At 44.4% G+C, this 26,057-nt stretch carries 29 protein-coding genes and 2 pseudogenes; 5 read left to right on the forward strand and 26 right to left on the reverse strand.

All coding sequences use genetic code 11. The features are described from left to right. Window positions 1-125: 125 nt before the first annotated feature. The 5 genes from LI091_RS07625 to LI091_RS07645 all read right to left on the reverse strand — a co-directional run bounded on the left by LI091_RS07625 (window position 126) and on the right by LI091_RS07645 (window position 4,237). The gene (locus tag LI091_RS07625) at window positions 126-302 is read right to left on the reverse strand and encodes a hypothetical protein (protein ID WP_171030313.1); all 177 of its coding nucleotides are present in this window, start codon (window positions 300-302) and stop codon (window positions 126-128) included. Window positions 303-609: 307 nt separating this feature from the next. Beyond that, window positions 610-1,959 (reverse strand): virulence-associated E family protein, encoded by a 1,350-nt coding sequence (locus LI091_RS07630; protein WP_118137596.1) that lies wholly within the window; start codon window positions 1,957-1,959, stop codon window positions 610-612. After that, window positions 1,868-2,572 carry a CHC2 zinc finger domain-containing protein gene (locus LI091_RS07635; RefSeq protein ID WP_118137594.1) on the reverse strand — a complete coding sequence of 235 codons (705 nt, stop codon included), beginning with the start codon at window positions 2,570-2,572 and terminating at the stop codon, window positions 1,868-1,870. Before LI091_RS07635 ends, LI091_RS07630 begins: the two co-directional genes overlap by 92 nt. 21 nt (window positions 2,573-2,593) lie before the next feature. After that, window positions 2,594-3,832: a hypothetical protein gene (locus LI091_RS07640; RefSeq protein WP_008707136.1), complete on the reverse strand. Its 1,239-nt coding sequence runs from the start codon at window positions 3,830-3,832 to the stop codon at window positions 2,594-2,596. 180 nt (window positions 3,833-4,012) lie between these two features. Continuing rightward, the gene (locus LI091_RS07645) at window positions 4,013-4,237 is read right to left on the reverse strand and encodes a helix-turn-helix domain-containing protein (RefSeq protein ID WP_008707138.1); all 225 of its coding nucleotides are present in this window, start codon (window positions 4,235-4,237) and stop codon (window positions 4,013-4,015) included. Window positions 4,238-4,552: 315 nt separating this feature from the next. Between LI091_RS07645 and LI091_RS07650 the strand changes: the two genes are divergently transcribed. Continuing rightward, on the forward strand, window positions 4,553-5,596 hold the full coding sequence (locus tag LI091_RS07650; RefSeq protein ID WP_118137592.1) for a DUF6076 domain-containing protein: 1,044 nt from the start codon (window positions 4,553-4,555) through the stop codon (window positions 5,594-5,596). Window positions 5,597-5,626: 30 nt separating this feature from the next. Here LI091_RS07650 and LI091_RS07655 read toward each other — a convergent pair whose 3' ends face one another. From LI091_RS07655 to LI091_RS07695, 9 genes and pseudogenes are all read right to left on the reverse strand, one after another. Next, a complete protein-coding gene (locus LI091_RS07655) occupies window positions 5,627-6,058 on the reverse strand; it encodes a winged helix-turn-helix domain-containing protein (RefSeq protein WP_022388636.1) in 432 nt (143 codons plus the stop codon). A 30-nt stretch (window positions 6,059-6,088) separates the two neighbouring features. After that, window positions 6,089-8,119 carry a M56 family metallopeptidase gene (locus LI091_RS07660; RefSeq protein ID WP_320442615.1) on the reverse strand — a complete coding sequence of 677 codons (2,031 nt, stop codon included), beginning with the start codon at window positions 8,117-8,119 and terminating at the stop codon, window positions 6,089-6,091. Between the two features lie 4 nt (window positions 8,120-8,123). Next, window positions 8,124-8,492, reverse strand: coding sequence for a BlaI/MecI/CopY family transcriptional regulator (locus tag LI091_RS07665; RefSeq protein WP_008707144.1), 369 nt, complete (start codon window positions 8,490-8,492; stop codon window positions 8,124-8,126). Between the two features lie 130 nt (window positions 8,493-8,622). Continuing rightward, complete coding sequence (locus LI091_RS07670) at window positions 8,623-9,000, reverse strand: TnpV protein (protein ID WP_015541713.1); 378 nt, start codon at window positions 8,998-9,000, stop codon at window positions 8,623-8,625. A 52-nt stretch (window positions 9,001-9,052) separates the two neighbouring features. After that, window positions 9,053-9,181: pseudogene (locus LI091_RS07675) on the reverse strand (sporulation transcriptional regulator SpoIIID); the annotation flags it as partial. A gap of 89 nt (window positions 9,182-9,270) precedes the next feature. Continuing rightward, the gene (locus tag LI091_RS07680) at window positions 9,271-9,945 is read right to left on the reverse strand and encodes a TMEM165/GDT1 family protein (RefSeq protein WP_044962442.1); all 675 of its coding nucleotides are present in this window, start codon (window positions 9,943-9,945) and stop codon (window positions 9,271-9,273) included. Window positions 9,946-10,219: 274 nt separating this feature from the next. Further along, window positions 10,220-11,161: a TPM domain-containing protein gene (locus tag LI091_RS07685; protein ID WP_265191005.1), complete on the reverse strand. Its 942-nt coding sequence runs from the start codon at window positions 11,159-11,161 to the stop codon at window positions 10,220-10,222. Between the two features lie 56 nt (window positions 11,162-11,217). Beyond that, window positions 11,218-11,784: a LemA family protein gene (locus tag LI091_RS07690; protein WP_265191006.1), complete on the reverse strand. Its 567-nt coding sequence runs from the start codon at window positions 11,782-11,784 to the stop codon at window positions 11,218-11,220. Between the two features lie 116 nt (window positions 11,785-11,900). Then, a complete protein-coding gene (locus LI091_RS07695; protein WP_059086618.1) occupies window positions 11,901-12,845 on the reverse strand; it encodes a ketopantoate reductase family protein in 945 nt (314 codons plus the stop codon). 294 nt (window positions 12,846-13,139) lie between these two features. Here LI091_RS07695 and LI091_RS07700 point away from each other — a divergent pair, with 294 nt between their 5' ends. Continuing rightward, on the forward strand, window positions 13,140-14,228 hold the full coding sequence (locus tag LI091_RS07700; RefSeq protein ID WP_022426576.1) for a pyridoxal phosphate-dependent aminotransferase: 1,089 nt from the start codon (window positions 13,140-13,142) through the stop codon (window positions 14,226-14,228). Between the two features lie 300 nt (window positions 14,229-14,528). Here the strand turns inward: LI091_RS07700 and LI091_RS18620 are convergent, their stop codons facing one another. The 11 genes and pseudogenes from LI091_RS18620 to LI091_RS07755 all read right to left on the reverse strand — a co-directional run bounded on the left by LI091_RS18620 (window position 14,529) and on the right by LI091_RS07755 (window position 23,198). After that, complete coding sequence (locus LI091_RS18620; RefSeq protein WP_265191024.1) at window positions 14,529-15,305, reverse strand: TatD family hydrolase; 777 nt, start codon at window positions 15,303-15,305, stop codon at window positions 14,529-14,531. Window positions 15,306-15,329: 24 nt separating this feature from the next. Next, window positions 15,330-15,737, reverse strand: a pseudogene (locus LI091_RS18625) (MOSC domain-containing protein); the annotation flags it as partial. A gap of 374 nt (window positions 15,738-16,111) precedes the next feature. After that, window positions 16,112-16,600 carry a MogA/MoaB family molybdenum cofactor biosynthesis protein gene (locus LI091_RS07715; protein WP_265191007.1) on the reverse strand — a complete coding sequence of 163 codons (489 nt, stop codon included), beginning with the start codon at window positions 16,598-16,600 and terminating at the stop codon, window positions 16,112-16,114. Between the two features lie 3 nt (window positions 16,601-16,603). Beyond that, window positions 16,604-17,593 carry a GTP 3',8-cyclase MoaA gene (gene moaA / locus LI091_RS07720; RefSeq protein WP_265191009.1) on the reverse strand — a complete coding sequence of 330 codons (990 nt, stop codon included), beginning with the start codon at window positions 17,591-17,593 and terminating at the stop codon, window positions 16,604-16,606. Continuing rightward, a complete protein-coding gene (gene moaC / locus LI091_RS07725) occupies window positions 17,593-18,072 on the reverse strand; it encodes a cyclic pyranopterin monophosphate synthase MoaC (protein WP_161210064.1) in 480 nt (159 codons plus the stop codon). Before moaC ends, moaA begins: the two co-directional genes overlap by 1 nt. A gap of 12 nt (window positions 18,073-18,084) precedes the next feature. Then, window positions 18,085-20,052, reverse strand: coding sequence for a methionine--tRNA ligase (gene metG / locus LI091_RS07730; protein WP_161215728.1), 1,968 nt, complete (start codon window positions 20,050-20,052; stop codon window positions 18,085-18,087). 314 nt (window positions 20,053-20,366) lie between these two features. Further along, window positions 20,367-20,576, reverse strand: a complete 210-nt coding sequence (locus LI091_RS07735) for a hypothetical protein (RefSeq protein ID WP_092073402.1) — start codon at window positions 20,574-20,576, stop codon at window positions 20,367-20,369. Next, a complete protein-coding gene (locus tag LI091_RS07740; RefSeq protein WP_021653090.1) occupies window positions 20,549-20,995 on the reverse strand; it encodes a threonine/serine exporter family protein in 447 nt (148 codons plus the stop codon). Before LI091_RS07740 ends, LI091_RS07735 begins: the two co-directional genes overlap by 28 nt. Before the next feature lie 145 nt (window positions 20,996-21,140). Then, on the reverse strand, window positions 21,141-21,896 hold the full coding sequence (locus LI091_RS07745; RefSeq protein ID WP_021653091.1) for a threonine/serine exporter family protein: 756 nt from the start codon (window positions 21,894-21,896) through the stop codon (window positions 21,141-21,143). A 252-nt stretch (window positions 21,897-22,148) separates the two neighbouring features. Further along, window positions 22,149-22,574 (reverse strand): flavodoxin, encoded by a 426-nt coding sequence (locus LI091_RS07750; protein WP_015526387.1) that lies wholly within the window; start codon window positions 22,572-22,574, stop codon window positions 22,149-22,151. Between the two features lie 30 nt (window positions 22,575-22,604). Further along, a complete protein-coding gene (locus LI091_RS07755; RefSeq protein WP_022426572.1) occupies window positions 22,605-23,198 on the reverse strand; it encodes a DUF3793 family protein in 594 nt (197 codons plus the stop codon). 382 nt (window positions 23,199-23,580) lie between these two features. On the opposite strand from LI091_RS07755, the gene LI091_RS07760 reads away from it, so the two are divergent. Together LI091_RS07760 and LI091_RS07765 are read left to right on the forward strand one after the other, a co-directional pair. Further along, window positions 23,581-23,985, forward strand: a complete 405-nt coding sequence (locus LI091_RS07760; RefSeq protein ID WP_118752643.1) for a Fur family transcriptional regulator — start codon at window positions 23,581-23,583, stop codon at window positions 23,983-23,985. Between the two features lie 107 nt (window positions 23,986-24,092). Continuing rightward, window positions 24,093-24,638: an NADH peroxidase gene (locus tag LI091_RS07765; protein WP_015526390.1), complete on the forward strand. Its 546-nt coding sequence runs from the start codon at window positions 24,093-24,095 to the stop codon at window positions 24,636-24,638. Between the two features lie 88 nt (window positions 24,639-24,726). Here LI091_RS07765 and LI091_RS07770 read toward each other — a convergent pair whose 3' ends face one another. Continuing rightward, the gene (locus LI091_RS07770; protein ID WP_118752642.1) at window positions 24,727-25,293 is read right to left on the reverse strand and encodes an HD domain-containing protein; all 567 of its coding nucleotides are present in this window, start codon (window positions 25,291-25,293) and stop codon (window positions 24,727-24,729) included. 221 nt (window positions 25,294-25,514) lie between these two features. On the opposite strand from LI091_RS07770, the gene LI091_RS07775 reads away from it, so the two are divergent. After that, a complete protein-coding gene (locus LI091_RS07775; protein ID WP_173746229.1) occupies window positions 25,515-26,009 on the forward strand; it encodes an HD domain-containing protein in 495 nt (164 codons plus the stop codon). Window positions 26,010-26,057: the final 48 nt, after the last annotated feature.

The following is a 26,057-nucleotide window of genomic DNA, read 5'->3' on the forward strand; positions in this document are numbered from 1 at the left end:
CTTCCGCCTTTCAAAATTTTCTATGACTAAATTCTATGACTAATCTATGACTTTCTAGAACTAATTTTAACTGATTTTCAGACAGAACACAAGCAATAGCAAAAAAATAAAAGGCATCCCACGCGCTACGCAGGACACCCTCCATCATGTTTTGGTTCATTGGGAAGCTCATCCGCTGCTTCTTGTATTGCCTGTTCCACCTTACTTGCATTTGCTTCAATCAATATCTTTAACAGATAGTCGGCGGTTACTTCCGCAGTGTTTGGATTATGGAATCGATAATTAAGTTTTCTCTTTTTCATAGCGGAATTCCCACCTCCTCCCGTATATCCTTGTCCATAACTATGAAAATGTTCTTTGAAATAGTCCTGCTAAATGTCATTCCTGTTCAACTTAAATAGATGCCAGTCAAAGGGGCATCCCTGTTGTAAACCACCGCTGTAAACAAACTCCAAAAAATCTAATTCTTTTTGTTTTTTCAGTTTTCTTTCCTCAATACCAAATTACTCTTATATATCTGTTTACTGTTTACAAATTCTACAACTCAAAGCAATAACCATAGATAAAAGCGTAAACAACACGCCAACTACCGTAAACCTGACTGGCATTTTACTGGAAGGATAACTCCATCTGCCGGGCTTCCTCCTCAGTAACCGGATGCCAGTCATTTTCATTTTTTAAGTCTTTTGCGTCTCGTTTACAGTTTTCGTTTACACATACCCACGAACGCTGTGTACCGTAATCCTTGAATCTTGTCATCGTCCCCTGTTTCCAACCCACAATGCTTGTATTCATGATTTCACAGATGCGGTCTGTCTCCGCCTTCTTCGGCTTTACATAAGGATTGTCCAGTGCCTCTTTAAAAAGCATCAATGAACAGACTTTTCTGTCTTCATGTTCATCCAGCCATGCCTGTATCATTCCGGCTTCCGTATCATCCGCCATGAACTCCTGCCGCAGTTTATCAAGCTGTGTTTCTGTTTCCTTTGAAAACGCCAGTTTAAAATTCCCATTACGGTACAACATCATTGCTTCCGCCCACACCTGATCAATATACTGTCTGGATTCCTTCTCATTTTCGAGGATATGAACCTCCATCTCTGCCCGGTTCGTCTGAACCGGAACGAATCTTCGATTTCCGGTACGGTCAAACGGCAGGAATCGCTTAATATTGGATGTTCCTCCAAATACACATTGTCTCGGACGATCAAGAGCATATACTGCATAAGAATCCCGATAAGTCTCTTTCTGCCTGCTCAGAAAGCTCTTTGTTTCCTCAATACTCTTGGAACGTGCCGTTGCAACCATTTCAGACATTTCAATCATCCAGTGACCGCGAAGCTGACAATAAACTTTTTCTGAATCCAGCTTGCCAATGTCATCAGTGAACCAGTCATCCTTTACTGCCATGAAACGAAAAAATGTAGATTTTCCCACGCCCTGACCCCCGACCAGACAGAGCATATATTCAAACTTAATTCCGGGGCGGAACGCACGGGCAATAGCTCCCAGCAAAAACATTTTCATACTTTCATAGGTCAACTCATCCACAGGTGCACCAAGAAAATGATGCAGCACATAGCGGATACGTTCCTGCCCATCCCATTGCAGACTGTTCAAATAATCCCGGACAGGGTGATATTTGTTCCGATCTGCCTGATGGACAATACTTTTCTGCACAATCTTATCCATCGTCAAACCGTAAGTCTCTTCCAAATAAAGCATAATATAGTTCAAATCCATATCTGTGAATGCCGGGCTTATCCGTTCCCACCACACGGGTTTTACAATGTCTGTCTGCTCAGTCAAAATATTGTGCCGGAATACATCTTTTAACAGAGGATCATGTTCTAAAATTAGCTTACAGTTATGCCGATTGTTTTTCACAGCACCCTTCTGTGTCATTTCCAGTTGTTCTCTGATTTCCTCTACTGTCAACTCCGTTTCCATTATATCCATTACTTCGCACAATTCCTGTCGTGTCTGTGGTGATAAAGTCTGAAATTCTCTGTTCAATCGCTGTCACCTCCTTCCCATGAGCCACCACTACGGCAACTCGTTCTTCTAATGTGCCTGATAATAATGTATCCAACAGGTACTCTGTTTCTGATATTTTTTCCAATGCCTCCATAAACAGCGGATGCCAGACATCTTCCACCTGTTTCGGAGCACACTCTTCTTTCCACTGTTTCAACAAATGCAGGTAATCTGCCAGTGCACGGAAATATCTATTTTCTGCCTGCAGATACCTCTGTTCCTGTGTTAGCTGTCGTTTGATTTGTTTTCTCTGTGGCGGGCTGTGCCCCATGTTCTCATAATGTATAGAAAAATCTCTTGCCAATTTCTCTGCCGCCTCTTTTGGTTTTAAATTGTACAAGTGTGCCGTAAAATCAATCACATCCCCATCTGCCTGACATCCGAAACAATGAAAACGCCTGTCCACTTTCATGCTTGGATTCTTGTCACGGTGAAATGGACAGACCGCCATTCCATTCTTGTTTACCCGTATTCCATAGCTTTCTGCAGCCTGCCAGGTAGTCACAGACTGTTTAACTGCTTCAAATATATTCATCCTTTTCCTCTTTTCTTTACATCACAACTCCATATCGTTCCTTCCCAATTTAGTTCTTCCTTCGTGTTCCCATCGCTCTCGGTTCTCCTGTTCCGCAGTAATTTTTGCTTTTGCCAGCCTATCCAGAATGGAACTTCTGGCTTTTTTCTTAATCTGTTCGGTATTCACCTTTTTGACTTCCGGTTTTATCAGCGTGGTCTGGATTGTTTTAACTGCTGTCTGCATAGCTTTTGTAATTTTGGTAATTACTCCGTCCAATCGACTTACAGCATAAGTTCTTTCTTTTTGGGAAGCCTTGCGCTCAGGGGAAAGCACCCACGCCTTTGACTGTTCTACCAGACGAATGTCTTCTTTATGGGTTTCCACTCTGACCTCATCCGTCACAACCTCCACAGCTTTGTCGTAAGCAATATCTGAAACTTCATCGATCAAAGCTTCTACTTCTTCAATTTTCAGAGTAAGTGTATCCAGTATTTCTGTCTGGTTTTTCATCTGTTCCTTTTGCTTAAACAGGATATAATCCTGCTTTTCAAGATAATCTCGCCCTCCATAAGACGGTTCTTCTTCCAGATGCAACCCGTATTTTCGAGTTATATCAAAAAGCATTGTCCGGCAAATAGCATCAAAAGTCTGCTTTCGATTATTATTGCGGCCTTTAGGTTTATCCGGTTTTGGAAGTGCAATCCCTAATTCTTCCAGTGCTTTTTCCTGCTGGGGACAGATTTCCCCGTACTTATTCTCACAATCAAAAACATGACGTTCATGAATGTGCGGCGTTCCTTCGTCCAAATGCAGTGCCCAGTCCAGAATATGGACATGAGAACCGAACCGATTTGTGAACTGCTTTGTAAAGTCCTGTACGACCGCAAGTAATATTTCATAGGAAACAGATTCTTCTACTGTTCCTATTTGAAAAATAGTTTCCTCTGGACAGGTTTTATTGTTCTTTAGTAAATCTTCCACAGATCGGTTACGCTCTGTATGACGGGTTCTTGCATTTCTTTCATTCTGCGCTTCTATATATTTTCCATAATGTTCCTGATAAAAAGTACATTCAATTTTCTCAAAACTGATATCCTGAGAATCTTCTTCCCTGTTCTGCATTGTGGTATAGCCACGGTAACAGTCCCAGTAAATATTTTCTCTGACTCTTCCAGCATCAATATGTTCACTGTTTTCCAAGTCGAAACGGCGATCATTATGCCTGGGATTATAAGTGCCATTTTTCCCGGAGCGTCCATTGTGTCTTGTTGCTTTCAATAATTTTCTTGCCCTCCTTTTTCACGTTTTTCCAAATTAAATAAGGCAGCGAAGCTGCAAACCTGCGTGAATTTGCGTCAGGTAATACCCAGTACGAGTAGACGCACGCATCAACTCACTGGGCAATGGCTGCCGCCCTTAACCTGCACAAAAGACTTCGCTCTCCGCTCTGCTCCAGATTTAGTTACTATTCTCTGGCACCCTTCCATTCCCCTTTGCCATCCATTCGAAAAAAGCAATTTTACTAACCTTAATTAATCTGCCGCTTCGAAATGCCGGAAAACCGGGTGTATGAACCAGTTCATAAGCCGTTACTCTGGAAATCCCCATAATCCGCTGAATATCAGCCACATCCAGTACAAGAGGCAGTTCATCATAATTGTTTAATCTCTTATTTTCACTCATGTTGTTCCTCCATTTTTGATCTCATTTTTTAGCTTCTCATTGCCGTTTTATCTTTCCTGTTTCCTGAGTCATACTGCTGTCAAGGCATACAACACGTCATCCATTCGGATGCGCTCACTTCTTTTATCGAAGGTCATGGCGGTTTATCTCAGGTTAGACGGTCATAAAGTTGTCAAAGTACACTGCATAGTACGAAATTACCATGCAATCGTATCTTATCAATCTCATCTTGACTTTTCAATACTTTCGCGATACCATAAATGTAACTAATATTATATTTTTTAAAATTACCATACTAAACAGGAGCAAATAGAAATGGCTTATCAATTTATAAGGCAAGAACCTTGCTACGACCACATCCTCTTCGTTCTGGCATTGGATAGAGACAAAATGAAGGAGCGAATTTTAATCGGAACGGAACAGCAAATCCGTTTTCGACTGGACGGAAATAAAGATAACGATGTCATATATGATATAACACGTCCTCTAGGACGTTTTCTGATAGATTTTGAATATGATAAAGAAAAGAACTGGAATATATATGGACTTGCTCCCCTACGTGATGCATTGCACACTAACCGTTGGAAACAGCCTGCACTGGAACAGACTGCTGGTGATTTTCTGGCAAAAAAATATCTCACCGGTGATCCGGTGAGAATGTATGCTACATTCCGTATTTGGAATGAATATCTTGTTACAAGGGAATATCGTGACCGTAATACTGCCTGTGATCGTTTTATAGAAAAAATCCAAATTTTGACTCAGGCATTCCAAACAGAAAATGTCATGAATTTTAATTCTGATACCGGAAAACCAGAACGTTTTCATACTGGCAGTCTTTATTTCCGCAACACTCCTGCTGAAATCACTCGACTTGAACTTTGGTTTCCGGATAATAGGCGCAGAACAGAATGCGTAGCTGCCTACAGCTCTTTTTATCCGCTTATCACTTATTACTTGAATCGGCTGAATGACTGGGGCCTTTGTTTCCGTCAGTGCAAAGTCTGTGGAAAATATTTTCTGGCAAAAAACCAGCGTTATGAACTATGCAGTGATAAGTGCCGTAAAGCACAGGCACTTCAAAATAAAAGGGAATTTGATGAACGAGCCAGAGAAAATAACTATGATTTGCTTTATAAAAATGAATGCCAGAATTGGCGTAATAAAATCAATAAATCCAAAAAAACTGCTGATTTTCCGATTGAACGTCTGGAAGAAATGAAAACTGCGTTTGACCTTTTTAAGAAAGAAGCTCTGCGGCGTAAGAAAGCTGTAAAGGCAGGAACAACCAAGCCAACGGAATTCACGGACTGGCTGTATCAGCAGAGCAATATTATCTTGAAACTCAGCGAAATCTGAATCCATCCCTGTAAAGGAAAGGCAGCGAATTTACTCGCTGCCTGCCCTCTCATTAAACTTGTATCCTACACCCCAGACGGTTTGAATATATACCGGGTTGCCCGGATCATCTTCTATCTTCTCACGAATATGGCTGATATGACTCATGACAATATTGTAATCGCCAGAATAGGCTTCTTTCCAGACTACATCATAAATCTGCTCCTTACTAAATACCCTTCCTGGATTTTGTGCTAATAACTGCAGGATTTCAAACTCAGTGTAAGTTAATTCTATTTTTCTATTATCACGAACAACTTCCCTCCGTTTCAAATCAATCGCTATACCCTTATGCCTTATTTTCGATTGAAGTTGTATTTCCTGAAAAAGGAATTTTTCTCTGCCGGAATCTAACACGGAAATAACAGAATTTACCAACTCTTCCTCATCTCCCTCGAATGATACCAGCAATATTTTTCCCACTTAATCATCCTCGTTTCATTTAGCACTAACTTAATGCTTCGCCTCTGAATTATATTCCGCAAATGTTTCCGTTTCCGGATTAAATTCAGTAAATAATTCCTGCATTCTATTTTTGCTTACTTTTTGAAAGCTGCTAATCTTTCCACTTTTGTCTCTCGTTACTTCAATGTACATAGTGCCGTTGCTGTTAGAAAAGATTCCCCTTCCCTCATCATATAAATCTGCTATAATCTTACCATTATAAACCCAGTTTCCTTGAGCATCACAGGATACTCCATAATCAGCATACTCCTGTGGAACAGCAATATTAAGACCTTTTCCCTCTTCACTGCTATATTCGCCCATGTCATCAGCCGCTATGTTCTCACTTCCTCCTTCTTCAAAAACAGATCCTTTCATTTCATCTGCAGTTACAGCTTCTCCGCCGGAACTTTCAACCAATGCCGCCGGTTCTGACCAAAAATCATCTGATAACGGTTCTGCCTTTACGTCTGTGATGGTGCCATAGTTTTCCCTTTGCACTTCAACTCGAAGCGTACCTCCACGTTTGGAACTTATTGTATAAGTACCCGGCTTAAACTCATCCCGGAAATATCCAATGGTCTTTCCATCATACATCAGAAATCCTGTTTCTTTCTGGTAAGTTATTCCCGCTTTTGCATATTCAGAAAGCTGTTCTTCGCTGAATACATTTTCATTACTGTCTTTATTTTCGGTGACCGTTTCTGCTTCCTGCTTCGCATATTCTATATTTTCCGGAGAATATGCCATTGTAATTCCCACTGCATCATCAGATGATTTCGACAACTTCATCCCATCTTTTATTTTTTGAAGATTATCCTCATAAAGTGCAATCGTCTCATCTACCTTTTCCTGTGTCCATACAAACCATCCGTCGCCGCCTGTATAAGCTTTTTCACCAATCATAGACTGCAGAACTTCTTTTTCCTCGTCCAGCCATTTCGCATACTCTTCTGCTGTCCACCATTCCACATCCGAACTTGAAAGTGGTTCATCTTCCCGGATATTCACTTCGTTTAAAGCAACTATTGTTTCACCGTTTTCCTGCGCTGTCTCTGTATTTTTCTCCAAGGATGATGCGGAAGTTGCAAATCCACCTGTCACGCCAATTACCAATACTGCACTTATCATTACTGCAAACTTAGATGTCTTCTTTATCTTCATAATTGCTCTTATCCTTTCTTCAATCGCATTTTTACTGAAACTGTTACATAATGGTGTCAGTCCGCTCTTTTTTTCTTCCATAGATATTAAAGCAGTTGCATATACCGACTTTATATCCATTCCAAATCTGCGGACTACGGTTTCGTCACAGGATAATTCCAAATCTCTGTTAAAAAGAATATACATTACCCACACAAGCGGATTAAACCAATGAATGCATACTGCAGCAATCATTATCAGCTTTGTAAGCATATCAAGCCGTCTGATATGCACATATTCATGTTCCAACACATAACGAAGCTGATAAATATTTTTCCATTCTGTATTTTTTGGCATTAAAATAACTGGGCGAATCACACCATAAGAAAGTGGTGCAGCTATGGTTTCTGTCTGCCGGATGGATAGACTCCTTTTTAGTGGATGTTTTTCCTTCCATGCTTCCAAAATATCATTTTCAACAGGCAGCGAAAATCGAAATTCCCGATAGCATTTTATATAGGAAACCGCAAAAAATCCAAAACAAAGTAACAGACCTGCCAGCCATATTACACTCAAAATCGAAATGGATTCTGTTCTCTGTACCATAGCCTCTGATAATCCATTTGCTATCTCAGGCATATTCCCATGAATGGGTAAAAATGTTGTCGTTTGCGCCGTTCTCACTGGGTTTATATCAGAATAAATACTCTGCAACAGAGAATAAATACTTGTGACTGATTTTATGGAAAATGGAACTAATAACCGTATTAATGCAATCCACCATAAAATCAAAAATGTTTTCTTCGGTAATCTGTTGATAAGCACAGCCCTTAATACCACAATAAGTAAAATAATAACCGTTCCCAGAAAACTCATTTGCAGCAGGCTCATATACATCACCTCATTCCAATTCACTGACGATCTGCTTCAGGTTCTTAATCTGCTCCATAGAAAGTTTTTTTCTGCCAAGAAGTGCCGCAAACAACTTGTCAACAGATCCATCATATATCTTATCAATAAGTTCATCTGTTTCCAGATCCTGTACCTGTTCTTTTGCTATAAGCGCATGGCACATAAATCCCGGTTCCGTTCGTTCAATCGCGCCTTTATTGATACACCGCTTAATCAATGTATACGTTGTGTTTTTATTCCAGCCGACTTCTCTGTTTAAAGTATCTGCAACATATTTCGCTGGCACGTCACCATCCTTCCACAGAACATCCATTACCTTTAATTCCGAATCAAAAAGTTTGATATTTTCCTCTGTCACTTGTTTCGCCTCCTATAAGACTACAGTAGTCTGTTCTTGTTTTCAGACTACCACAGTCTTATAGCATTGTCAATCATTTTCTGTCGCTAGGAAAAGAAAAACAGCCAGCCTTTCGGCTGACTGCTCCATACTAAATATAAACCATTTCATTCAGTACAATTTCTTCTGCTCTGTTTCTAATATTATTACACCGTTGTACCCAAAGCATAGCATCTTTCCGCTTCAATTCCTCCGTCACTCCCTCAGCCGCTTTCATCTGATCAACAATACACGTAAACCGTTCCTCCGCTTGTTCGTCCAAATCCTCCAGATAGCTCCAAAGTTTTCCGGTCAGCAGTAAACTGGAATATCTACCGTAGCACTGCTCTTTCAGATACTCCCTATGCATCTGTCCGTACTTACCGATAGGTCGGTTTTCCTCCGGCAACTTCAAATCCGGGATGTAATAGTCCCCGACAAGCACATATTCGATGCCATTCTCTGTAATTCTTGGTTTCAGTTCCTTCATGGTTCGTTCCTCCTTGATTTTGTTTAATATATTGCCCAAACGAACCGTTCTATTTTGTTACTTCTATATGTACCGTACTCTTACTGATCCCGAATTTCTTAGCTGCCTGCCGCACCGTAGCCTTTGTTTCAACAATATATCCTGCGATCTCAACTGCACGTTCTTCAATATAATCCTTCACTGCCAAGCCCCCGAAGACGCTTTTTTACAGTGTATGCGGAGGCTTTTTCAGGTATGAGCCCTATTCTGTGCAAAGCTCCTTATAATAATTTAATTCTTTTTCGCCTGCTTATAAAGCACAAGACAGACGATCACAAACACAACCGTAACCGCTACGGTAAGCGGAAGGATCATAGAAGAGCCCGCCCCAAGCAGAAGGCCAAATCCCTGTCTCAGCGTCAGGATTCCAAAGATGGAAAAAATAACAAATGCAACTGTATTGAGGATTCCCTCCGGTGCCTTGCTTTTCAGAAGATATCCAATCAGAAGTCCGATCACATCCGCTGCAAAAAGTCCCAGTGAACAGGCAAGCCATACCACAACCGCTGAACTCAGTCCCTCATTGGCACCAAATGTAATTGCGGTAAGCTGTGTCTTATCCCCCAGCTCCGCAACAAAAAATGTGCAGAATACAGACAGCGGTGCAAATCTGATCTTACGATCCTTAACATTCTCTTCCTCATCATCGTCACCCTTCAGTGTTGTCACCGCAAAAAACAGGAACGCTGCACCTGCGATCAGACGGATCAGCCAGGTAGGGACCACGGTACTGATAATACCTCCTGCAAGCACTGCCAATCCGTTGAGCACCAGGACAGCAACACCGGTTCCAAGCAAAATATCCTTCAGCTTGAACCTGGAAGTCATTGCCACCAGCATCAGCTGTGTTTTGTCACCCATTTCCGCAATAAACTGGGTAAAAAGCACTTTCATAAATAACAGCATTTTTCTTCTCCTTTGCATATTCATCCGCTCCGGAGCCATAAAAAAAGACCCACGTATACTCTATCTCTGTAACAGAAATAAAATATACATGAGTCTCATTCTTTAAGATTTGCCAGGTGCATGCACCAGTATGTTGACAAACCACGTCTACACGCGAATTACTCCCTCACGGAATTGATTTTCGTCATTGTAGCAAAGTTGAGAAATTTTGTCAAGAGCATTAAAAAGCTCCGCCTGTGCTGTACAAGAGAACCGGCGATTCATGCCGACACCACTAGAAATCCCTGCCTGCACCGCCACCGCCGAAGCTTCCTCCGTCTCCGGAGCTTCCGCTGTCGTAGCTGTCATAATCATCATCTATGTCATCGTCATTACCGGAACTTCCGCCGCTGCTTTTTCCCCCTCTTCCCAGGATCCAGCTCAGCGGAAACAGGGAATTAAAGAGCCGGTGCAGTACACTCATACGGCTGAAATTCTTTTTCCAGTAGTCTGCGGTATCCTTTCCCGACAATTTCATTATCAGACCCTTCAGAACCAGGACCATAGTTACAATAAGAAATACAGGCAGCATCACGCACAGCAGATATGCGCCCACCATGAGCAAAACGATCATCACAAGCCCCAGTGCGATCTCCCAGACAGTTCCCTCATCCTCATCGTCGTCCACATCCTGCTGCACCTTCTCATACCTGGGAGCTGTTATCTTCTCCAGGCCGTATTCCTCACGGATCTCATTTAGCAGTGCATAATAAAGCTCCACGGTACCTTTTTCAAACTGATTGTCTTTATAGGAAGGAACTGCATATTCATCCAGAAGTCGTCCGATCTTTGAATCAGGCAGCTTTCCCTCAAGACCGTAGCCGACAGATACCCAGACTTTACGGTCCGAAACCGAAAGGACGATCAGGACACCATTATTTTTCTTCTTTGAACCAATTCCCCATTTGCGGCCGGTTTCCACTGCATAATCACTGATGTCTTCCCCATCGGTGGTATCCACGGTAAGGACAACCAGCTGCGCTGTGGTATCCTCATACAGCTGCTCACCAGCCTTGCAAAGCTCTTCCTTCCAGGTATCGCTGAAAACCCCTGCATAATCATTAACATAGAATTCTTTTGTGGCAGACGGGATCTTCCCGAAAGCTGCCAGCGTACTTCCGGACAGCGTCAATACAAAAGCCAGCAGCACAGCCATCCGTCCGATCCATTTTTTCATAGGATATTCTCCCTCTATCCGTTCTTTCATTTCATCAGAACAATGGTCTGATCTTATCACTCTGCCAGCATATCCCCTACATCCGGCGTATCTGCTGCTGAATCATCGGCCTCAAAATATGACGCCTTCTCAAAGCCAAGCATGGAACCAAATACATTCCCTAGGAATTTCACAAGCCTTGTGTTATAAGCTTTCACAGCCTCATTATAATCTTTTCTCGCTACAGAAATCCGGTTTTCGCTTCCGGACAGTTCATCCATCAGGCCCACATAAGTAGTATTGCTTTTCAGTTCCGGATAATTTTCCACCACAACCTTCAGACCGGAAAGTGCACTGTCCATCTGCTGATCTGCCTCAGATTTCTCTTCCACAGTATCCGCATTCATCAGCTGGTCCCTCGCCGCCAGAACCCTGTCAACAACCTCCGTCTCATGCTTCGTGTAGCTTTTTACCGTGCTGACGAGATTCGGGATCAGATCTGCCCGTCTCTGCAGCATGGTATCCACATCAGCCTCTGCTGTTTCCACAGCTTCTTTACTTCCGGCAAGCCCGTTGTAACTGAGCATAAGTCCTCCAGCAAGGACCACGATCACTGCAATAACAGCCAAAAATACTTTCTTCATCTCTTTTCCTCCCTTCCGATATCACAGATAACCTTTCAGCCTGCGATACAGGATTTTTTATATCCCCATTGTACCAGAGCATACAGGATTCCACCAGAAAAACTCACCCTTTTCGGTCAGAATTTTTCTGCTATTTCCATAAGTCCCTGATATATTTTTTCGGAAAGCGGAATGGAAACACCAAGTCTCTTCGCTTCTTTCACAATATAGCCGCTGAAGGTTTCCAGCTCCGTCTGTTTTCTCCGGATGCGAAAATCTCTCTGCAGGGAGCTGGTTGCATTATCTGCATGTACATGGCGGAATTTATGGATCACCTCATTGATGTGCTCATCCGTCAGCGCAACCCCCTTGGCCTGACCTACACTGGCAGCTTCCCATACAAGCTTCTCATACTGCTGCGCTTTCACCGGATCTCTGCGGAGCTCCCCGATGGTATTATCATAAAAAGCAGTCATCACATTAAAGGCACAGTTGAGGATATACTTTCTCCAGATTTCCACCTCGATATCCCCCTGATCCTTATAGTCAATATCCGCACCTTTCAGGATCCCTGCCACTTCTGCAACTTTCTTCTGCTGCCGTTCATCCGCATCTTTGATTCCAATACAAAGCCACGTAAACGTATCCTGCTGGGAAATGGAAAAATCCTCATTGGCAAAAGCCACCGTATAGATCAGCGAATCCACAACCGTTCCCTTACCAACCAGACGGCGGATGTTTTCTCCCGGGTCCACACCATTCATCACAGGAATGATCACTGTGTCATCCGTGACCATGTCCCGGATACTTTCGCACACCTCAGCCAGTGAATAATTTTTTACACAGATAAAAATATAATCCTGCTGTCCCATATCCTGAATTGGAACTACCCGCTCTGGCTTTGCCACGATCTCACCCTTATAATCACTGTGGAGCACCAGGCCTTTTTTCCGGATGCTCTCTGCCCTGGCGCCACGTGCAACCATCGTCACATGAGGATACGCCTTCGCCAGCAGCCCGGCTATGTAGCCGCCAACACCACCAATTCCGATCACTGCGATCTTTTTCTCTTCTGTATTCATATTTTCTGTTTCCTTTCCTGCTGTTTCTCACTGAGGACTTACCCTCCCCGGAAAAAATGTGGATATTCGCGGTCCGCATTGACAAACAGCATGGATACTCACAATCCGCATTCGCTACCTGCTCATTGTATCAAATATTCCCATACATTTCCAGAAAGCAATTTTCAGTAATATCCTGTTCAAAAAATATAGAAAAATACAGAAACTTTTTATCCCGTCTTTTTTTGTCCCGGATTCTGGTGTATACTGGATATAAATTTTTTACGAAAAAAATAAAAATGTGAGGTGACAAAAATGGATACCAAACCCGTTTTTCACGGAAGTGATATAGAAAAGATCTGCAGCTACTACAATCTGAAAAAAGAAAACATCGTCAAATTCGGTGCAAATGTCAATCCTCTGGGACTTTCCCCAAAAGCCGGCAGAGCCATTGCAGAACACGTGGATATCCTTTCCTCCTACCCGGACAGAGAATACACATCCCTTCGGAATACGATTTCCAGCTACTGCAATATTCCCGCTGATTTCATCCTTCCGGGAAACGGCTCCAGCGAATTGATCTCCCTTCTGATCCAGGAGCGTGCCCCGAAGCATACTCTGATCCTTGGACCTACCTATTCTGAATACTCCAGAGAGCTCTCTTTCTCCGGAAGTACCCAGGAATACTACCACCTTCAGGAAAGCAATGATTTCGAGCCGGACATTCCGGATCTCTGCCGAAAGCTGGAGCAGGGCTATGATTTTCTCATCCTCTGCAATCCCAACAATCCGACCTCCTCTGCCATCACCCAGGAAGAGCTTCGCAGACTTATCGGTTTCTGTGCAGAAAAAAATATCTTCGTGATGATCGACGAAACCTACGTGGAATTTGCCCCGGATATCAACGCCATCACCGCAGTTCCACTGACACGGGAATTCACCAATCTCATGGTACTCCGCGGCGTATCCAAATTCTTCGCTGCTCCCGGAATGCGCCTGGGCTACGGCATCACCGGAAATATGGACTTTCTTGCAAAAATGCGCAAAAAACAGACACCATGGTCACTTAACAGCCTTGGTGCCTTTGCAGGAGAGATCATGCTGCAGGATGAAGATTATATTAAAGAAACCAGAAATCTGATCCTTTCCGAACGCGACCGGATGATCCGGGAGCTGAAGGATACAGACACCTACAAAATCTATCCCGCCTATGCAAACTTCATCCTGCTCCGGATCCTGAAAAACGGACTGACCTCCTATGACGTATTTGAAGCCTGCATCAAACAAGGCATGATGATCCGTGACTGTTCTTCCTTCCAGTGCCTGGACGGGGAATTTGTACGATTCTGTATTATGATGCCGGAGGATAATTCACGGCTTGTTAAAGTGCTGAAATCGCTGTAAAAGCTGTACAATACGATCCGGTATTTCCGGATCCTCTGTTTTATGTCTCCGGTGCCTGACAGACATTTCTGTCAGGCATTTTTTTACCTGCATATTTTTCTGCAAAGATCACTCCAATATGGTGCACTCATATATGCGCACTTGTCATTAATTTATTTTTTCTAAATATAAAAAAGAGTTGTTTCCGAACAGATGATCACTCACACCTGCCATACAACAGCTCTTTTTTCATTTCATATCTTCAAAATCAATCCGTCATTCAACTATTTGCTCATAACAAAGCACTTTTTCCCAAGTTTATCAAATTAAATTCAACACCTTCAACGCATTACTCTCCGTCACAGCCACAACCTCCTCGCAGCTAATTCCCTTAATCTCCGCAATGGTCTTCACAACCTCCGGCAGATACAGGGAGCTGTTTCTTTTTCCACGGTTCGGCACAGGTGCCATATAGGGGCAGTCGGTTTCAAGCAGGATCTGATTCAGCGGCGCATACTCTGCCACCTCTTTCAGCTTCCGGGAATTCTTAAAAGTAACCACTCCGCCGATTCCAAGATAAAGTCCCATATTCAGATACTCTCTTGCAATTTCCTTACTATAGGAAAAGCAATGGATAACTCCGCCGTACATCCCATCCTGCATATATTCTTTCACAATATTCAGCGTATCCTCTGCTGCATCACGGCTGTGGATCATAAACGGGAGCTTTTTCTCACGGGCGATGTCCATCTGCTGGCGGAATACCTTCTGCTGGAGAAGATGCTCCTCCTTCTCCTTATGCCAGTAATAATCCAGGCCGATCTCACCTACGGCTACCGTTTTTTTCATGTCGCAATATCTGCGGATCTCATCCAGCACAGCTGCATCCACCTTATCCGCATCATCCGGATGAACACCCACTGCGCCATAAACAAAAGGATACTTCTCAACCAGATCATAAACCCGGTCAAAATGTCCCACAGAAGCACACACATCCACAATATGCCCGATCCCATTCTCCTGCAGGCTATCCAGCATGTCAGAACGATCCTCATCAAAAGCTTCATCATCGTAATGTGCATGAGTATCAAAAATCATAGCTTTATCCACAGTCATCTCGTCACCGACGGAAACTTTTCCACCTTTCAGCACTCTTGTAAACACACCTTCCCGGGGCATGATGCACTCACCCATCTTCTGAAAAATAGCACAGCCATTGTGGCACTCCTTTCCGATCTGAGTCAGCTCCAGCACAACCTCACCACAGCGAAATCTGGTGCCAACCGGAAGCTTTGCAAAATCAATCCCTTCCACAACCAGATTCTCACCAAAAGCACCATCTTCGACCTCTGCGCCCTTCGCACGAAACGCATCGATCTTTTCACCGGAAAGAAGACTCACCTGCCGATGCCACTTCCCAGCATGAGCATCCCCCTCAAGCCCCCAGTCCTCCATAAAAACCGCAGACCCGACATTCTTCTTCTGTGTTCCTTTCTTCTCACTGATACAAACCGCAAGTACTTTTCCCATAGCAAACTCCTATTAATCACACATCATTACCAAATTTATTCCTATATCACACCAGCAATATTGATTTCCAAAACCTACCACATGTAACTCTCAAGCCTCAGGAATTATGAATCGCTGGAGATGAATTTTAATCATAAAACCTACCACATCCAACAGCCAGCCCAACGGAGGCAGGGCCAGTACGGTGACACGCTGCGCGGCCTGTTCGGCTGCGTCGCTGGTTTGCTGCCATTCGCGCCAACTCGCCTGCGGCTCAAACAGGGCGCTCGGTGGCAGCAGCTATACTCGCCTCTCGACGGCCGCTCCGCTAACGTCACCGTACTGGCCCTGCCTCCGTTGGGCGTCCGTTCGTTAGTCTAAGTATACACCACACACTACCGTCCGCATTCTCCAGTCTCGCCAGTCAAAATCTCAATCCCATGCCCCAACGCCTCAATAATAACCTCCAGGCACTCCCTGACAGCCTTAGGGCTCCCCGGCAGATTAACGATCAATGTCCCCTTCCGGATCCCGGCCGTAGCCCGGCTCAGCATCGCCCGCTTCGTGATCGTCAGACTAAACGCCCGCATCGCCTCCGGAATCCCCGGCACACGCCGCTCAATCACATCCTCCGTAGCCTCCGGCGTCACATCCCTCTGAGAAAACCCGGTACCACCCGTAGTCAGGATCAGCTCCGCAAGCCCCCGATCTGCGATCTCAGCCATCCGGCTTCCAAGCATCCCACGGTCATCCGGCAAAACATCCACAGAAACAACCTCATACCCGGCCGCCTCCATAATCTCCTTCACAGCAGGACCACTAAGATCCTCCCTCTCTCCTCTGTACCCCTTATCACTAGAAGTGATCACAGCAACTCTCTTCATCACTCAACCTCCGATCTGAGCCATACAAAGCTTCTCCGTCTTATCATCCTTCTGTTTCTCCAGACCTCCGCCAAAAACATGCCCGTCCGGTTTCTCCGCCAGAGCCTCCAGGATCACAGCCTTCAGCACCTCATCCGAACCACCACTGCGGATCACCTCCCGAAGATCCCTTCCCGCCGCATACTGCAGACAGGTCTTCAAAAAGCCCTGAGAAGTCAGCCGGATCCGGTTACACTCCCCACAGAACTTATGGCTCACCGCGCTGATAAACCCGATCTTTCCGGAAAAACCATCCACATCATAATAATGACACGGTCCATTCCCAAGGGGCTCCCCAACATACGGCGAAAACCGCGGAAGCTTTTCCCCAAGGATCCGAAGCAGTTCCTCCTCTGACATCCCATGAAATTCTTTTCCCATCCCAATGGGCATCATCTCAATAAACCGCACATGCACCCTGTGATCCCTGGCCAAAAGCGCCACCCGGCAAAGATCCTGCTTCTGGATCCCAAGAGGCACACAATTGATCTTCAGCGAAATCTCCGGATACTTCATTGCCTCCGAAATCCCTTCCAGCGTCCGCCCCAGTTCATCCCGCCGCGTGATCCGCCTGCTGCAGGCCTCATCCAGCGTATCCAGGCTGATATTCAATCCGTCCAGCCCCGCCCGGGAAAAATCACTCATCTGATCTTTCAGAAGCACACCATTTGTAGTCAGAGTCACCTTCTCGATCCCCGGCATATTTTTCAGTTTTTCCACCAGCTGAGGCATCCGCGGCCGTACAAGCGGTTCCCCGCCGGTCAGCTTGATCTTCCGGATACCCAGCTCTGCCATCACCCGGCAGATCCTCAAAATTTCCTCTTCCTGCAAAATGAGGGAGCGCTCCACATGCTGCACTCCCTCCTCCGGCATACAATAAATACACCGCAAATTACATCTGTCAGTTACGGAAATCCTGAGATAATCAATATTTCTTCCGCACCTGTCTATCATTATTTTTCCTTAAAACGAAAATCTCCGCTTTTGCCTCCTGTTTTTTCTTCCAGATGGATATCAGACATGACCATGTGCTTGTCAATTGCCTTGCACATGTCATAAATGGTAAGAAGCGCCACCTGAACACCTGTCAGCGCCTCCATCTCCACGCCTGTTTTTCCCTCTGTTTTTACCGTGCAAAATACACGGATCACTCCCGCATCCTCATCGGTCTCAAAATCCACAGAACACTTCTGGATGGGAAGTGGATGGCACATGGGGATCAGCTCAGAAGTACGCTTGACACCCATGATACCTGCCACACGGGCCACACCAAGTACATCACCCTTTTTCACATTTCCGCTTTTTACCGCGGCCATGATCTCCGGGCTTACCTGAATGGAACCCGTGGCTGTTGCCGTACGGTGAGTGACCGGTTTGTCGGACACATCCACCATAACAGCATTGCCGTTTTTATCAAAATGATTCAATTCCATATCTGTCTATACTTAGCAGATCTCAGCGCCTGCAGGCATCTCTTTCTCCGGTACCATCAGGGAAAGATTTCCGTCTGCATCCTCTGCACAGAGGATCATACCCTCGCTGAGGATTCCGGCAAGCTTGGCAGGCTTCAGGTTTGTAACGACCATAACCTTTTTGCCCACCATTTCCTCTGCGGAATAATGAGCCTTGATTCCGGATACGATCTGACGAACCTGGCTTCCGATCTTAACCTGAGAGCAGAGAAGCTTTCTGGATTTCTTAACCTCCTCACAGGCGATGATCTCACCAACCTGGAACTGTAGCTTCTCAAAATCATCAAAAGTGATCTCCGGCTTTGCCTCGATATCGATCACATTCTCTGTTTTCTCCTCTTCTACCTCTTCCTTCGGCTCTTCTTTCTTCGGATGAAGCTTCTCAACCTTCTCAAGAACCTCTTTCAGGTCAAGTCTCGCAAAAAGGATCTCCGGTTTGTCGGTTACGCGGTTTCCTGAAGGATAAAGACCAAACTGCTCCATCTCCTCAAGAGTTCTCTCGTTTGCATTGAGCTGTACAAGAATACGCTCTGTTGTACGCGGCATAAAGGATTTCAGAAGAGATGCGCCGATGCAGATTCCCTCAACCAGGTTGTAGAGAACGGTTGCAAGACGATCCTGCTTTGTCTCATCCTTTGCAAGTGCCCATGGCATTGTCTCGTCGATATATTTGTTGCAGCGTTTAAACAGAGAGAATACCTCTGTGATAGCATCTGCCACACGAAGTTTGTCCATTTTTGCGGAAACGTTCTTCGGAACCTGAAGGATGAAGCTCTTAAGATCCTCATCAACCGGCTCAGTAACATTCTTATTCTCAACGACTCCGTTAAAATATTTGTTAGACATGGAAATTGTACGGTTTACAAGATTTCCAAGTGTGTTTGCAAGGTCGGAATTCAGTCTCTCAACCATCAGCTCCCATGTGATCACACCGTCATTCTCAAATGGCATTTCGTGGAGTACAAAATAACGGACAGCATCTACACCGAAGAACTCAACCAGCTCATCTGCATAGATTACATTTCCTTTGGATTTACTCATTTTTCCATCGCCCTGAAGCAGCCATGGATGTCCGAATACCTGTTTCGGAAGCGGAAGATCCAGAGACATCAGGAAGATCGGCCAGTAAATGGTATGGAAACGGATGATATCTTTTCCGATCAGGTGAAGATCTGCCGGCCAGTATTTGTTGAATTTATCGCTGCTGTTTCCGTCGCAGTCATAGCCGATACCTGTGATATAGTTTGTCAGGGCATCCAGCCATACATATACAACGTGCTTCGGATCGAAATCTACCGGGATTCCCCATTTAAAGGATGTTCTGGATACACAGAGATCCTGAAGTCCCGGAAGAAGGAAGTTGTTCATCATCTCGTTTTTACGGGACTCCGGCTGGATGAAATCCGGATGTGTGTTGATGTAGTCAATAAGCTTGTCTGCATATTTACTCATTTTGAAGAAATATGCCTCTTCCTTGGCAGGTACGCATGGACGTCCACAGTCCGGACATTTGCCGTCTACAAGCTGGGACTCTGTGAAGAAGGACTCACATGGTGTACAGTACATTCCTTCATAATGACCCTTGTAGATATCTCCCTTTGCATACATTTTTTTGAAGATTTTTTTGACCTGCTCTTCATGGTCTTTATCTGTTGTACGGATGAATTTATCATAGGATGTGTTCATCAGATCCCAGATACGTTTGATCTCACCGGAAACGTTATCTACGAATTCCTTTGGTGTAACACCAGCCTCCTCAGCCTTCAGCTCGATCTTCTGGCCATGCTCATCAGTACCTGTCTGAAAATATACGTCATAACCCTGCTGTCTTTTAAAACGTGCGATCGCATCCGCAAGAACGACCTCATAGGTATTTCCGATATGCGGTTTACCGGATGTGTACGCAATGGCAGTGCTGATATAATATCTCTGCTTTTCCATCTTTTCTTTCCTCCATAAATATAAAAATAAAAAACGTCTTCTCATACCATAATGATATGAGAAGACGAGTTATTACCCGTGTTACCACTTCTTTTCGTTCCTGCCTCGCGGCAAAAACCTCATCAGGTACAGCAAGCTCTATACCCTTCCGCTATAACAGGCGGTCCTGTCACTGCCTACCGCTGTCCGTTAAATCGGGCATTCGTACTTCGCTTATCGCGTTTAAACCGGTTCAGCAATGCCTCTCCGAAGCCATCTTCCATCTGCGCCTGCACATCCCTCTCAGTCTCGGAACTCCTGCATAAAGTGAACCTTTACCATTCACTCTGCCGCAGATCTATGACATCAACTGCGTCACAGCCTGCATCTAAAAAGTCCTCCGGGGATTTCCCTGTAGTACGGTGTACACATGTACTCTCTTCTTCCATGAGTTTTCCATATGGGAAAATCGTAACACATTTCCGATGGTTTGTAAACGGGGAATTTCGATACTGTATTACATTCTCCTCTGCCTGTACATCCACCGCCACGCCATCCGGAACGCAATAGTTGTCAGCGTCATTCCTGCTGCCATGCTCACCGCAAAAAGGATCGTATAGATTCCGTCTTTCTGGAATTTTGCCCAGTCCTTCATCAACATCCAGTTCATTGTCCGGTAAAGTGCTGCTCCCGGAATCAACGGAATTGTCGCAGAAACCAGAAATACAGTTACCGGCGTTTTATGAATTCTTGCCATACATTCTGCATACAAAGTAATAGCTACTGTTGACCAGAAACCGCACACATACGGACTTGGCGTTATGAACTCTACTGCCAGATATACAGCCCAGGACAGGCATCCACCCAATGCCGCAAACCAGAGTTTTTTTCCATGGATATTAAATAATGCCGCAAAGCCGAGGGATCCTGTGAAGGATACGACCAGCTGTATGATTTCCCGCATATTTTCCTCCTGAATAAATCATAACTACTATCAAATGCTCCCATTATCTGCTGCATTTCGCTACTCCGCAATTGATACAGTATGTAAACTCCTCATTCACTGCTTATTGCTTTTCGTAACCTTCAAGAGAACTTCCCTGATTCGGTTAAAACAACAGATTCGCCACCGTAAAACCAAGGCCCACGACCAGTGCCAGCAAAAGTGCCTCCATACATCGGATCAAACCTGTAATGGTATCTCCTGAAAACATATCACGCAATGAATTGGTAAATGCAATTCCCGGTATCAGAAGCATGATATTTCCGATACTGATCAGATCCGCATGATGTCCAAGCCCGATTAGAACTGTAAGATTGGAAAGTACTCCGCCGGCTCCGCAGCAAAGAAGCACTGTCAGTAGCGAGTTTAATGCACCTTTTTTTACAAAAGCCTCAAACAGCTTCAGGGCGATACCAATCAGCGCAGAAGCAATCATATCGTTGACATCTCCTCCAAAAAACACGGAAAAAGAACCTGAAATTACAGCATAGATCAAAATCTGCGTTTTAAAAGAATATCCTTGTTTATCCCGGATCTTTTCCAGCCCCTTCTGGATCTCCTCCGGCTTCGGCCGATACTCACAGATGTATCTGGAAAGCTGGTTCAGGTCATCCAGCCGTCCCAGATCATTGGACATTCCCGGCACACGCCGCGTCTGGGTGCAAATACCGAAATCCTCTCCATAAATAGTCGTCACAATACTGGATGTGATAGAAAAAACATCTGCCCGGGTGGCTCCATATGCCAGGCAGATCCGCCGTATGGTATCTTCCACACGTCCAACCTCTGCTCCGCAGCAAAGAAGCTGTTCACCAATTGTCATCGCATAATATAAATACTGTTCCGCTTCCTCCCGCGTCATCCGGCATCCCTCACTTTCCTGCTTTATTTCATTTTTATCTATTTTAGGACACGTAAATATTAAAATCAACAAGGATTTTTTGTCTTAATATTCATTTCTTCTATATTTCCTCAAAGTAATAAGCAGATATTTTCGCTCAAAATAAAACACCACCCGGACAAAAAAGATATCTATCCCTTCTGTCCGGATGGTGTTTGTGTTTGAAAATCCAATGCTCTGCTCAGTTTTTATTTATTTGAAATCTAATAGATCTTATGCAAGTTTTCCGCCAAGTTCACGGCAAGCTGCAAGTCCTTCATCATCAGGTGTGTTGTTTACAATGAGTCCTTCATCATCAACAAGCTCTGCGCCTGCGTCTTTTGCTCTGCCGCACCATGTTCTCATCCACTCTCCGTCGCCCCAGTCATAGGAACCGAAAAGCGCAACTTTCTTACCGGAAAGTTTGCCTTCCAGATCAGAGAAGAATGGCTCGAACTCACCCTCCTCAAGCTCCTCATCTCCCATTGCCGGACAACCAAGTGCCAAAACATCATAAGAGAGAGCTTTATCTACATCTGCATCTGCAACTTCCATGATCTCAACATCCGCACCAGCTGCTTTTGCACCTTCCTCAACAGCCTGTGCCATTGCCTCTGTGTTGCCTGTGGAAGACCAGTAAATAATTCCTACCTTGCTCATCTTAAAAACCTCCTGTTTTTAAACTTTATATTATACGCACATCTGAGATGTACAGAGATGCTTCATACCAACAACCTGCAAAATCGAATACCCCGCACGGATCTGCGCCGCAGTAAACTCTCGGCACTTATCATAGCTGTCAAAAATCCTGCGAGCCTGCTCCACATCATCATAAACCTTCCAGTAACCACACATCTTGCAGCCACTGCCTCCGAACTTCCGGAAGCCCTTCACGTCTTCAATGGGATAACCCAGGAAAAGTCCGATCTCATGAGGAAACTCCGTCTTATGAAAAAATCTCTCCTTCAAACGGGCGATCATCTCATCCAAAGAACTATCTATATTATACCCATCCTGAAGCAAAAGTTTCCTGGCTTCATCCTGCTTAAGATATTCCTGCAGCATATCCGGCCGGTACACCAGAAGAAGATAATGCTTCCTGCATCCACAGATGATCTCCATACGGATACCTTCCCGTTCAAGACTCTCCTCATAATCCGAAATGATCTCCGGCAGCTCCGGCATTTTTTCCTTGGAAAAGGAAACAAGATTCGCCGGTTTCATTCCCATTAATACAGGGGAACAATGATAACCCATGACAGATTCAAATTTTTCACAAGTCATTTACATTCTCCTTTACGTTTTAGTTAGATTCTTCTAACTATTGTAAATATACCGCCAAAGTTAGTCTTTGTCAACTTATTTTTAAAAAATTTTCCTTGCGGACTTTTACTGATAAAATCCTATCATTAAGGGCACAATATTCCTTATAACAAACACTCTGTCAGACATCCGACTGCCAGTTCTCACCATTTAACCGAATCAAGTAAGTCCTCTGCAGGGTTGCAAATATCCCCTACACCTGCAGCGTAAAAATACTCATTTACATCCAGCTCATAAAATGAAAATATTTCAGGATAATCATATCCAAACCTCTTGACAAACTTCCCTCTGCCATGTATTATAATATCAGTAACAATTACTATTACTGAAAGGAGGAAACATTATGGCAGCACTTAAATACAGCCGTCAGCGAGAATCCATCAAGGAATTTCTGAGATCCAGAACAGATCATCCAACGGCAGATACAGTATACGAGAATCTTCGACAGATCTACCCGAATATCAGTCTCGGAACTGTCTACCGTAATCTTTCTCTTCTCAGTGACATCGGTGAGATCCGGAAGCTGACCAATTTCGGAAGCGCGGATCGCTACGATGGAAGGGTCGCACCACACTCACATTTCATGTGTACCAGATGCAACCGGGTGATCGATATGCAGTCAGACAGCCTTAACGGAATTCTTGAACAGGCAGCTGCAGAATTTATCCACGGAAAAGTCTTTGACGTAGATGCAAGCTTCTATGGGATCTGCAAGGAATGCCTGAAAAAAGAAGAAAAACAATCTTGACAAAACAAAGATCACATGGTATCATAAAATAGTAATAATTACTATTATTAATTTAGAAGAAACAAAAACAAACAATATATTTCAAAAAAGAAAAGGAGATCATTACTATGGCTAAATGGGTATGTACAGTATGTGGATATGTTTATGAAGGCGAGCAGGCACCGGAAGCCTGTCCAGTATGTAAAGCACCAGCTTCTAAATTCCAGAAACAGGAAGGCGAGCTCTCATGGGCAGCTGAGCACGTTGTAGGTGTAGCTAAAGGTGTCAGCGAGGACATCCTTGCAGACCTGAGAGCGAACTTCGAGGGCGAGTGCTCTGAGGTTGGTATGTATCTTGCAATGGCTAGAGTTGCTCACAGAGAAGGATATCCGGAAGTTGGTATGTACTATGAAAAAGCAGCTTACGAGGAAGCAGAGCATGCAGCTAAATTCGCAGAGCTCCTTGGTGAGGTTGTAACAGACAGCACAGAGAAGAACCTTCAGATGCGTGTAGAGGCTGAAAACGGCGCTACAGCAGGTAAATTCGACCTTGCAAAACGTGCGAAAGCAGCTGACCTTGACGCAATCCATGACACAGTACATGAGATGGCTAAGGACGAGGCAAGACACGGAAAAGCATTCGCAGGTCTGCTTAAGAGATACTTTGGTAAATAAGAAATCCGCATAAAATCGGAATTTTTACAAGAGGGAACCACGTAAAATGGTTCCCTCTTTTTTAATGTTTCTGATGGAGATGTGCAAATTAGTGTACAGATTTTTCAATCTTCCGCACACTATCTGCTCTTACCTGCTCCCGAAGCTCCGTCAGATAATCTGAGAATTTCACCTGTTCATTTCCGTAGGTCATCTGCAGGTTATATTCCAGTGGGATCCAGGTTTTGATGTCGGATTCATTGTGCTGGATCAGCGCTTCCAGTTTGTCCAAAGCTTTGTAGATTCTGGATTCCAGAGTCTGCTGTGCTTCCATTTCCTGATACAGTTCTGCCATCTCTTTATCAAATGGTTCCGGCAGAGTTTTCACCCATTCACCCAGCACATCGGCTTCTTTTTCTGAATCTTTTACTGTTTTTTCAAAAGCTGGGATATCCCCGGTAAAAGCTTCTCCCATATCATGGATCAGACACATTTTCATGATCTTCAGAAGATCTGCCTCCGGAAACTCGTCGCTGACAAAATATGCCATCAGAGAAATTCTCCAGGAATGCTCCGCAACACTCTCCCGCCTGCCTCCGGATGTATAGCAATGACGCACTGCATCTTTTAATCGTTCTGCAACAGAAAGTACTTCAATCAGTTTTTCTGGTTTCATATTCGTTCTCTCTCCTCCGTCTTTTCATAATATTTTCACTGACACCAATTCTGTTCATTACTATACCATATCTCCGGTCATGGAAAACAGATGAAAAACAGAAGATTCCATTCTGAAAAATTTTGTCTCAACTAATTTATAAAAAAAATATAAACTTTATTGCATTTTTCTCCATAATCGTCATAATGAAATTATAAACAAAAGAAAGAAGGTGATTGCCGATGGATATCACGGTGTCGGATGAGGTCTCACAGGAATATCATGCGCTTGTGAAGAACATCCTCTGTAACAGAGAGTTCCTGAAGCTGAGCCTGTACACCCACCACCAGTGGACCACACGGCTCATGCACAGTATCAATGTTTCTTACCTCTCCTGGTTCATTGCCAGGAAGCTGGGATGTGACGAGAAAGCCGCCGCAAGGGCAGGGCTTCTCCACGATTTCTGTCCCTATGACTTCAGGGCGGAGACACCAACCGGTGAGCATCAGGCGTTTTATCACCCGAAGGCCGCCGCAGACAACAGTGCCGCACACTTTGATGTCACAGACAGAGAGCTGGATGCGATACTCTCACATATGTTCCCTCTGGGACCTCTTCCACGCAACAGGGAAGCCTGGATCATCAGCTTTGCCGATAAAGCCTGCGCCATCGCGGAAGGCTGCCATATCGCCATTGCACTGGCCAGACGGAACCGGATCGTCATCAATCCGGCATAATTTCCACACAAAAAACAGGGCCATCGCCACTTCTGACGAGCCCTGTTT

It is taken from the genome of Blautia sp. MSK20_18 (genome assembly GCF_020553125.1).
Lineage (GTDB): Bacteria > Bacillota > Clostridia > Lachnospirales > Lachnospiraceae > Blautia_A > Blautia_A fusiformis.

Coding starts and splice junctions, on each gene's coding strand:
- LI091_RS07650 (WP_118137592.1), top strand. CDS start 4,553: ATGGCTTATCAATTTATAAGGCAAGAACCTTGCTACGACCACATCCTC.
- LI091_RS07630 (WP_118137596.1), bottom strand. CDS start 1,959: ATGGATATAATGGAAACGGAGTTGACAGTAGAGGAAATCAGAGAACAA.
- LI091_RS07690 (WP_265191006.1), bottom strand. CDS start 11,784: ATGAAGAAAGTATTTTTGGCTGTTATTGCAGTGATCGTGGTCCTTGCT.
- LI091_RS07765 (WP_015526390.1), top strand. CDS start 24,093: ATGGCTAAATGGGTATGTACAGTATGTGGATATGTTTATGAAGGCGAG.
- LI091_RS07760 (WP_118752643.1), top strand. CDS start 23,581: ATGGCAGCACTTAAATACAGCCGTCAGCGAGAATCCATCAAGGAATTT.
- LI091_RS07695 (WP_059086618.1), bottom strand. CDS start 12,845: ATGAATACAGAAGAGAAAAAGATCGCAGTGATCGGAATTGGTGGTGTT.
- LI091_RS07755 (WP_022426572.1), bottom strand. CDS start 23,198: ATGACTTGTGAAAAATTTGAATCTGTCATGGGTTATCATTGTTCCCCT.
- LI091_RS07635 (WP_118137594.1), bottom strand. CDS start 2,572: ATGAATATATTTGAAGCAGTTAAACAGTCTGTGACTACCTGGCAGGCT.
- moaA (WP_265191009.1), bottom strand. CDS start 17,593: ATGATAGACAGGTGCGGAAGAAATATTGATTATCTCAGGATTTCCGTA.
- LI091_RS07680 (WP_044962442.1), bottom strand. CDS start 9,945: ATGCTGTTATTTATGAAAGTGCTTTTTACCCAGTTTATTGCGGAAATG.
- LI091_RS18620 (WP_265191024.1), bottom strand. CDS start 15,305: ATGATTTTTGATACTCATGCACATTACGATGATGAAGCTTTTGATGAG.
- LI091_RS07775 (WP_173746229.1), top strand. CDS start 25,515: ATGGATATCACGGTGTCGGATGAGGTCTCACAGGAATATCATGCGCTT.
- moaC (WP_161210064.1), bottom strand. CDS start 18,072: ATGGAATTGAATCATTTTGATAAAAACGGCAATGCTGTTATGGTGGAT.
- LI091_RS07700 (WP_022426576.1), top strand. CDS start 13,140: ATGGATACCAAACCCGTTTTTCACGGAAGTGATATAGAAAAGATCTGC.
- LI091_RS07745 (WP_021653091.1), bottom strand. CDS start 21,896: ATGACGCGGGAGGAAGCGGAACAGTATTTATATTATGCGATGACAATT.
- metG (WP_161215728.1), bottom strand. CDS start 20,052: ATGGAAAAGCAGAGATATTATATCAGCACTGCCATTGCGTACACATCC.
- LI091_RS07625 (WP_171030313.1), bottom strand. CDS start 302: ATGAAAAAGAGAAAACTTAATTATCGATTCCATAATCCAAACACTGCG.
- LI091_RS07740 (WP_021653090.1), bottom strand. CDS start 20,995: ATGCGGGAAATCATACAGCTGGTCGTATCCTTCACAGGATCCCTCGGC.
- LI091_RS07750 (WP_015526387.1), bottom strand. CDS start 22,574: ATGAGCAAGGTAGGAATTATTTACTGGTCTTCCACAGGCAACACAGAG.
- LI091_RS07660 (WP_320442615.1), bottom strand. CDS start 8,119: ATGTATATGAGCCTGCTGCAAATGAGTTTTCTGGGAACGGTTATTATT.
- LI091_RS07770 (WP_118752642.1), bottom strand. CDS start 25,293: ATGAAACCAGAAAAACTGATTGAAGTACTTTCTGTTGCAGAACGATTA.
- LI091_RS07685 (WP_265191005.1), bottom strand. CDS start 11,161: ATGAAAAAATGGATCGGACGGATGGCTGTGCTGCTGGCTTTTGTATTG.
- LI091_RS07645 (WP_008707138.1), bottom strand. CDS start 4,237: ATGAGTGAAAATAAGAGATTAAACAATTATGATGAACTGCCTCTTGTA.
- LI091_RS07670 (WP_015541713.1), bottom strand. CDS start 9,000: ATGAAGGAACTGAAACCAAGAATTACAGAGAATGGCATCGAATATGTG.
- LI091_RS07715 (WP_265191007.1), bottom strand. CDS start 16,600: ATGAAGAGAGTTGCTGTGATCACTTCTAGTGATAAGGGGTACAGAGGA.